Source organism: Micromonospora sp. NPDC051296 (assembly GCF_040682255.1).
In the GTDB taxonomy this organism is placed as follows: Bacteria; Actinomycetota; Actinomycetes; order Mycobacteriales; family Micromonosporaceae; genus Micromonospora; species Micromonospora craterilacus.
On sequence record NZ_JBFBAO010000331.1, the window covers coordinates 1 to 7,866 of the forward strand.

The window sequence follows — 7,866 nt, forward strand, 5'->3', positions numbered from 1 at the left end:
GGGCACGTCTCGCCACACCGGGGCCCGGCCCCCGTGCGTGGTTCGCGTGGCGGGCGGGGGCGGGCGGGCGACGCCGGCCACGGACGCCGAGCCGGTACGTCAGGCGAGGCGGAGCCGGTCCAGGATCCAGGCGTTGACGAACGCCTCCTCCCGCCAGGAGTCGTAGCGGCCGCTGGGCCCGCCGTGACCGGCCTCCATCTCGGTCTTGAGCAGGTAGTCGCCCTGCGGCGCGACCGCCCGCAGCCGCGCGATCCACTTCGCCGGCTCGTGGTAGAGCACCCGGGTGTCGTTGAGGCTGGTCATGGCCAGGATCGCCGGGTATGCCAGCGCCGCGACATTCTCGTACGGCGTGTACGACTTCATGTACGCGTACACCTCGGGGTCGGCCAGCGGGTTGCCCCACTCCTCCCACTCGGTGACGGTCAGCGGCAGTGACGGGTCGAGGATCGAGGTGAGCGCGTCCACGAACGGCACCTGCGCGACGATGCCGGTGAAGGCGTCCGGCGCGAGGTTGGCCACCGCGCCCATCAACAGTCCGCCGGCCGAGCCGCCCCGGGCGACCAGCCGGTCGGGTGCGGTCCAGCCCGCCTTCGCCAGGTGCCGGGCGCAGGCGACGAAGTCGGTGAAGGTGTTCTTCTTGGCCAGCATCTTGCCCTGGTCGTACCAGCGGCGGCCCAGCTCGCCGCCGCCGCGTACGTGGGCCACCGCGAAGACCACCCCGCGGTCCAGCAGGGACAGCCGGCCGACCGAGAACCACGGGTCCATGCTCGCCTCGTACGAGCCGTAGCCGTAGATGACGCAGGGCGCGGAGCCGTCGCGGGGCGTACCCCGGCGGCAGACCACCGAGATCGGCACCTTCGTGCCGTCGTCGGCCAGCGCCCAGTCCCGGTGCTGCTCGTAGTCCTCCGGCTGGTACGCCCGCCCGTCCGGCCCGGGCAGCACCGGCCGGCGGCGCAGCAGCGTCATCTCGCGGGTGACCAGGTCGTAGTCGTACACCGAGTCCGGGGTGACCAGCGAGGTGTAGCGCAGTCGCAGCCGCCCGGCGTGGTACTCGGGGTTGGCGTCCAGGCCGACGGTGTGCAGCGGCTCCGGGAACTCGATGTCGTGGGCGTCGCCACCGCCGACCGGCAGCACCCGGAGCCCGGTCAGGCCGTTGCTGCGTACGGTGACGACCAGGTGGTCGGCGAAGGCGTCGACCGACTCCAGTCGGGTGCCCGGGGAGTGCTCGATCAGCGGCACCCAGTCGCCCGGAGTGTCCGCCGAGGTGTACGCGAGCGCGAAGTCCTCCGCGCCGTCGTTGTGCAGGATCAGGAACCGGTGCCCGTGGTGCTCCACCGAATACTCGACGCCCTGCCGGCGCGGCGCGATCACCGCCGGCTCGCCGGTCGGGTTGCCGGCCGGGATGACCCGCACCTCGCTGGTGAGCTTGCTGGCGATGTCGATCAGGATGAACCGCTCCGACCGGGTCAGCTCGACCCCGACCCAGAACCGCTCGTCGTCCTCGGAGTGCACCACCACGTCGTCGGCCGTGGCCGTGCCGACCACGTGTCGCCAGACCCGGTGGGGCCGCCACGCCTCGTCCACGGTGACGTAGAACAGCACCGAGGCGTCGGCGGACCAGGCGGTGCCGTAGAAGGTCCCGGGGATTTCGTCGGGCAGCAACTCGCCGGTGTCGAGGTCCTTGATCCGCAGGGTGAACCGCTCGTCGCCGGAGAAGTCGGTGGAGTACGCCAGCCAGCGCCCGTCCGGGCTCACGTCGAAGGCGCCCATGGCGAAGAAGTCGTGCCCCTCGGCGAGCAGGTTGCCGTCGAGCAGGATCTCCTCCCCGTCGAGCGGAGCGCCGTCGGAGCTGATCGGCGGCGTGGTCTCGCCGTCGCGGACCGCCCGGCGGCAGTGCACGCCGTACTGCCGGCCCTCGACGGTGCGGGTGTAGTACCAGTGCCCGCCCTTGCGGGTCGGCACCGACAGGTCGGTTTCCTGGGTACGCCGCCGGATCTCCTCGAACAACTCCGTACGCAGCCCGGACAGGTGCGCCGTCCGCGCCTCGGTCCACGCGTTCTCGGCGTTCAGGTAGTTGATCGTCTCCGGATCGTCCTTGGTGGCCAGCCAGGCGTACTCGTCGACGACGGTGTCGCCGTGGTGGACGCGTTCGGTCGGCACCTGCCTGGCTACGGGCACGGAAGTCTCGGTGGTCACGGCGCCACGTTACCGGCCGTCCCGGTCTCCCGTGCGGAGCGAATCCCTTCCCGATCGTTCGAACACATGTACGATTACCGCCATGGTGCCAGCACGTTCCACCGGTTCGCCCGGGGCTCTCGACATCGCCCACCGGCTGACCGACATCTGCGGTCCACGGTTCGCCCGGTTCGCCGGCCCGGCCGACGAGGTGGCCGGGCGCCCGGCCCGCTGGGTGGCCGTGCCGGGCGGTCCGCACGCGGCGGCGCAGGTGTTGCGGCTGGCCGCGCGGCACGACCTGACGGTGGTGCCGCGCGGGGCGGGCACCAAGATTGACTGGGGTGCCGCGCCCGAGCGGGTCGACATCATGCTCGACACCGGTCGACTGGCCGGCATCGGCCACCAGCCGCCAGGCCGGGGCACGGCCGAGGTCGGTGCCGGTACGCCGCTGCGCGCGGTACAGGCCACCCTGGAGCGCACCGGCCAGCGGCTCGCCCTGGACGCGCCCTCGCCCGGCGCCACCGTCGGTGGGGTGCTCGCCGCGGACGAGGCCGGCCCGTTGCGGCATCGCCACGGCACCGCCTGCGACCAGCTCGTCGGCCTGCGCTACCTGGCCGCCGACGGTGAGCTGGCCGAGGCCGGCGGCGGGGCGGCCGGGCTGGCCCAGGCCCGGATGCTGTGCGGCTCGGAGGGGGCGCTCGGCGTGTTGGTCAGCGCGACCCTGCGGGTGCAGGCGGTGCCGGCCAGCCGGGTCTGGGTGACCCGCCCGGTGTGGACACCGCTCGAGGTGCACGACCTGATCCGCGCGGTGCTCGCCGCCCGGCTCGACCCGGCCGCGGTCGAGCTGGACCTGCCGGCCGGCACGGGATCCCGGCAGCGGCGGGACCGCCGGGCCGAGGCGATGGCGCGCCATCCGTCCATGACGGGGCGCGCACCGACCGTTCCGGCGGGCGCCGGCTCGCTGGTGGTGCTGCTGGAGGGCGGCCCCTCCGATGTGGCCGAACGCGCCGACCGGCTGGCGTCGCTGTTCGGCGCCCGGGCGACGGTCGCCCGGTCGGCACCGCCGTGGTGGCGGAGCTACCCGTTCGCCCCCGGCGACACCGCGCTCCGGCTGGAGGTGCCGATCACCGACCTGCACGCCGCCGTGTACGCGCTGCGCGACGCGGCCGGCACGCCGGTGCCGGTCCGCGGCTCGGCCGGGCTCGGCGTGGTGCACGCCGCCCTGCCCGGCGCGATGCCCTCGGACCGGGTGGCGGCGATCCTGGCCGCGGTCCGGGGCGTGCTGCTCGCCCGGCAGGGCCGGTGCTTGGTGCTCTCCGCCCCGCCCGCCGTCCGTCGGGCCGTCGACCTCTGGGGCGAGCTGGCCGGCCTGGCCCGGCTACGCGCCGTCAAGCAGCACCTCGACCCCACCCACCGCCTGGCCCCCGGCCGCCTCCCCGGCGGCCTCTAAGCCGAGCCCCCCGCCGCACTCTCCCGCCCCAAAGCGCGCCGATCTTGCACTTTTGGTCGCTGAATTGCCCGCCTATGCGTCTTTTGCCCCGACAACAAGTGCAAGATCGGCGAGGCGAGGCGAGGCGAGGCGAGGCGGGGTGGGGTGGGGTTAGGCGGCGTCGTTGCGGAGGACGAGGATGGCTATGTCGTCGCGGGGTTCCTCGACCGAGAAGTTGATCGCGGTGGCGCGGAGGCGGGCCGCCACCACGTCTGCGGAGTAGCCGGCCAGCGGGGCGGCGGCGTCCCGCAGCCGGCTGGTGCCGAACAGCTCCCGGCCCCGGCGGCGCTCGGTCACCCCGTCGGTGTAGAAGACCAGGCAGTCGCCCGGGTCGAGGGCGATCTCCGCGGTCGGCGAGGCGATGGCGTCGAGCAGCCCGAGCGCGGTGCCGCCGGTGCCGACGAAGGTGGCCGGGCCGCCACCGGAATGCAGCAGCACCGGGCGGTCGTGCCCGGCCAGGTGCAACCCGACGTCGAGCCGGCCGCCCTCGCCCGGCCCGACCGCCGCCAACGCCAGCGTGCAGTAGCGGCCGGCACCCCGTTCGACCAGCGTCTCGTTGAGCCGGGCCAACACCTCGGGCAGCGGCTTGCCGTCCCCGGCGAGCACCCGGATCACGTCCCGGACCAGCCCGGTGACCGCCGCGGCCTGCACTCCCTTGCCGGAGACGTCGCCGATCACCACCAGCCAGCGCCCGTCCGGCATCGGCACCACGTCGTAGAAGTCACCGCCGACATCGGCGTCCCCGCCGGTCGGTACGTACTCGGCAGCGAAGCCGATGCCCTCCACGACCGGCAGCACGGGCGGCAGCAGCGACTGTTGCAGCGTCTGCGCCACCCGACGGCGCTCGGCGTGGATCCGGGCATTCTCGATGGCCAAGGCCGCCCGCCGGGCCACGTCCTCCAGCACCGCGATCTCGTCCGGGTCGTGCCGGTGCCGCTGGTGCCGGCCGACCGCCAGGGTGCCGAGGCGCTGGCCCCGGGCGATCAGGGGGACGGCGAAGCCCTCCATCGGCGCGCCCAGCGGCGTCTGGGTGCCGTTGCGGCTGGCCTCGCGCAGCCGGGCCTGGATCGAGTCCGGGCCGGCCTCCCGCAGGGTGGCATGCAGCTGCGGCAGCATCGACTCGTCCGCGTGGCTGGCCGCCGCGAGCCGGAGCCGACCCCACTCGTCGGTGGTGTGCACCGCGCACCACTGGCCGAGCCGGGGCACCACCAGCTGCGGGATGAGCGCCATGGTCAGTTCCACGTCCAGCGACTGGGCGAGCAGCTCACTGGCCTCGGCGAGGAAGGTCAGCCAGGCCTGCCGGCGGACGTCGGCGCGGCGCAGCCGGTCGTTCTCCAGGTGCAGCGAGAGCCGCTCGGCGGTCAGCACCGCCAGCGGCCGGGCGTACCCGGTGGGCGCGGCGTCCAGTTCCAGTTCACCGACGTACGGGCGGTGCACCGCCAGCGGCACCCGGAGCAGGTCGTTGCCGGCCCGGGGCTGCCGGCCGTACCGGGCGAGCACCTGCGGGCCCTGGCCGTCGCCCCGGTCCAGCCGCACCACGCCGCCGGCGGCGCCGACCATCTCCGCCACCCGGGTGAGCAGACTGGTGGCGAAGTCCGGCAGCGGATCGTCGGCGTACGGGTCGGGGCTGGTCTGCATCAACGCGCTCATCGCACCGGCACTGGGCGTGGAGCTCTGTCCGTTGCTGCCCGAATCACCGGCCGGAGTCGGCGGGTCGTCCGGGCGCTGCCCGCCCGGGTCGGCGCGGTCCAGGCGGAACCACACGCCCTTGCCGGTGGGCAGGTACGTGGTGCCCCAGCGGCTGGCGAAGTGGTCGACCAGCAGCAGCCCCCGCCCGCGTTCGGCGACCTCGGTGATGTCGGTCGAAACGTTGCGTACGCCCACGGTCAGTTCGTCGACCGGGCCGGAGGCGAAGTCGGAGACGGTCACGGTCAGCCCCGCCGGGTCGGCGGTGACCTCGATGTCCAGTTCGGTGCGGGCGTGCTCGACCGCGTTGGTGGACAACTCCGTGGTCAGCAGAAGTGCCTCGTTGAGCAGTTCGTCCAGGTTCGCCTCGGCGAGCACGGACCGGACGACGGCGCGCGCGGCGGCCGGCGTACGGCGGTCGGCCGGAAGCCGGACGCGCCGCACGTGCTCGTCTGGGCCTCCGGTCATCGCGGGCCCCGCCTCCGCTGACACCCTCGTATCCTCCACCGCCACCCGTCCGGTGCCAAGCTGATCACTGCCGGGTCTTCGATCTCGGACGGCGGTGTGCCGTGGCGGTTTCGAGGTCACGGGGACAATGATGGGGTGGCCGGCGTGAGCCGGTGTACCCCGAGTTGAGCGAGGAACGATGACCACGGCGAAGCAGTCGGTGACCGCGGACACCTCCGCCGCCGACCACGAGGCGGTCCTCACCGAGCTGGCGGAGGCGCTACGGCAGGTCCGCCGCGGTGACCTCAAGGTAAGGCTGGCCCGGCGTTCGGGCGCGGCCGGCGAGGTGGCCGACGCCTTCAACGACGTGGTGTCGCTCCAGGAGCGGCAGCAACTGGACCTGCGCCGGATCAGCCGGATCGTGGGCCGCGACGGCCGGCTCACCGAGCGCCTCGACGAGGAGGGGCTGGACGGCTCCTGGGCGGAGGGGCAGCGGGCGGTCAACTCGTTGATCGACGACCTGGGCCGGCCCGCCACGGAGATCGCCCGGGTCATCGTCGCGGTCGCCGACGGCGATCTCTCCCAGCACATGGCGCTGGAGATCGACGGTCGCCCGTTGCGCGGCGAGTACCTGCGGATCGGCCGCACGGTCAACACCATGGTCGACCAGCTCTCGTCCTTCTCCAACGAGGTGACCCGGGTGGCCCGTGAGGTGGGCACCGAGGGTGAGCTGGGTGGCCAGGCCGACGTACGCGGGGTCGCCGGCACCTGGAAGGACCTCACCGACTCGGTGAACACCATGGCGTCGAACCTGACGTACCAGGTGCGGTCGATCTCGCAGGTGGCGACGGCGGTGGCCAAGGGCGACCTGTCGCAGAAGATCACCGTGTCGGCGAAGGGTGAGGTGGCCGAGCTGGCGCACACCTTCAACTCGCTGACCGACACGCTGCGGCTCTTCGCCGAGCAGGTGACCCGGGTGGCCCGGGAGGTGGGCACCGAGGGCAAGCTCGGCGGTCAGGCGGAGGTGCCCAATGTCGCTGGCACCTGGAAGGACCTGACCGACAGCGTCAACTCGATGGCGTCGAACCTCACCGCGCAGGTGCGGAACATCGCTCAGGTCTCCACCGCGGTCGCCCGGGGTGACCTGTCGCAGAAGATCACGGTGGCCGCGCAGGGCGAGATCCTGGAACTCAAGGACACCGTCAACACGATGGTGGATCAGCTGTCGTCGTTCGCCGACGAGGTCACCCGGGTGGCCCGTGAGGTGGGCACCGAGGGCAAGCTCGGCGGCCAGGCCCAGGTACGCGGCGTCTCCGGCACCTGGCGCGATCTCACCGAGAACGTGAACCAGCTCGCCGGGAACCTGACCAGCCAGGTGCGGAACATCTCCCAGGTCTCGACGGCGGTCGCCAAGGGCGACCTGAGCCAGAAGATCACGGTGGACGCCCGGGGCGAGATCCTGGAGTTGAAGAACACCGTCAACACGATGGTGGACCAGCTTTCGTCGTTCGCCGACGAGGTCACCCGGGTGGCCCGTGAGGTGGGTACGGAAGGCAAGCTGGGCGGTCAGGCGCAGGTCAAGGGGGTCTCGGGGACCTGGCGGGATCTGACCGACAACGTGAACTCGATGGCGTCGAACCTGACCAGTCAGGTGCGGAACATCGCCTCGGTCACCACGGCGGTGGCGAAGGGTGACCTGTCGCAGAAGATCACGGTGGATGCCCGGGGCGAGATCCTGGAGCTGAAGTCGACGGTGAACACGATGGTGGATCAGCTGTCGTCGTTCGCCGACGAGGTGACCCGGGTGGCCCGTGAGGTGGGCACCGAGGGCAAGCTGGGCGGTCAGGCCCAGGTCCGTGGCGTGGCCGGGACCTGGCGGGATCTGACCGACAACGTGAACTCGATGGCGTCGAACCTGACCAGCCAGGTGCGGAACATCGCCCAGGTCTCCACCGCGGTGGCGAAGGGCGACCTGAGCCAGAAGATCACGGTCGACGCCCAGGGCGAGATCCTGGAACTCAAGGCAACACGATGGTGGACCAGCTGTCGTCGTTCGCCGACGAGGTGAC

General features: G+C 72.7%; 3 protein-coding genes and 1 pseudogene. 2 read left to right on the forward strand and 2 right to left on the reverse strand.

Annotated elements, in window-relative coordinates; all coding sequences use genetic code 11:
• Positions 1 to 99: 99 nt before the first annotated feature.
• Complete coding sequence (locus tag AB0M52_RS26790) at positions 100 to 2,196, reverse strand: S9 family peptidase (protein ID WP_363959120.1); 2,097 nt, start codon at positions 2,194 to 2,196, stop codon at positions 100 to 102.
• A gap of 82 nt (positions 2,197 to 2,278) precedes the next feature.
• On the opposite strand from AB0M52_RS26790, the gene AB0M52_RS26795 reads away from it, so the two are divergent.
• On the forward strand, positions 2,279 to 3,625 hold the full coding sequence (locus AB0M52_RS26795) for an FAD-binding oxidoreductase (protein WP_363959122.1): 1,347 nt from the start codon (positions 2,279 to 2,281) through the stop codon (positions 3,623 to 3,625).
• Between the two features lie 150 nt (positions 3,626 to 3,775).
• Here the strand turns inward: AB0M52_RS26795 and AB0M52_RS26800 are convergent, their stop codons facing one another.
• Positions 3,776 to 5,818: a SpoIIE family protein phosphatase gene (locus AB0M52_RS26800; protein ID WP_363959124.1), complete on the reverse strand. Its 2,043-nt coding sequence runs from the start codon at positions 5,816 to 5,818 to the stop codon at positions 3,776 to 3,778.
• 178 nt (positions 5,819 to 5,996) lie between these two features.
• On the opposite strand from AB0M52_RS26800, the pseudogene AB0M52_RS26805 reads away from it, so the two are divergent.
• A pseudogene (locus AB0M52_RS26805) lies at positions 5,997 to 7,866 on the forward strand (HAMP domain-containing protein); the annotation flags it as partial.

Excerpts from the sequence above, each read along its gene's own strand:
- AB0M52_RS26795 (WP_363959122.1), top strand. The coding sequence starts at position 2,279 with ATGGTGCCAGCACGTTCCACCGGTTCGCCCGGGGCTCTCGACATCGCC.
- AB0M52_RS26800 (WP_363959124.1), bottom strand. The coding sequence starts at position 5,818 with ATGACCGGAGGCCCAGACGAGCACGTGCGGCGCGTCCGGCTTCCGGCC.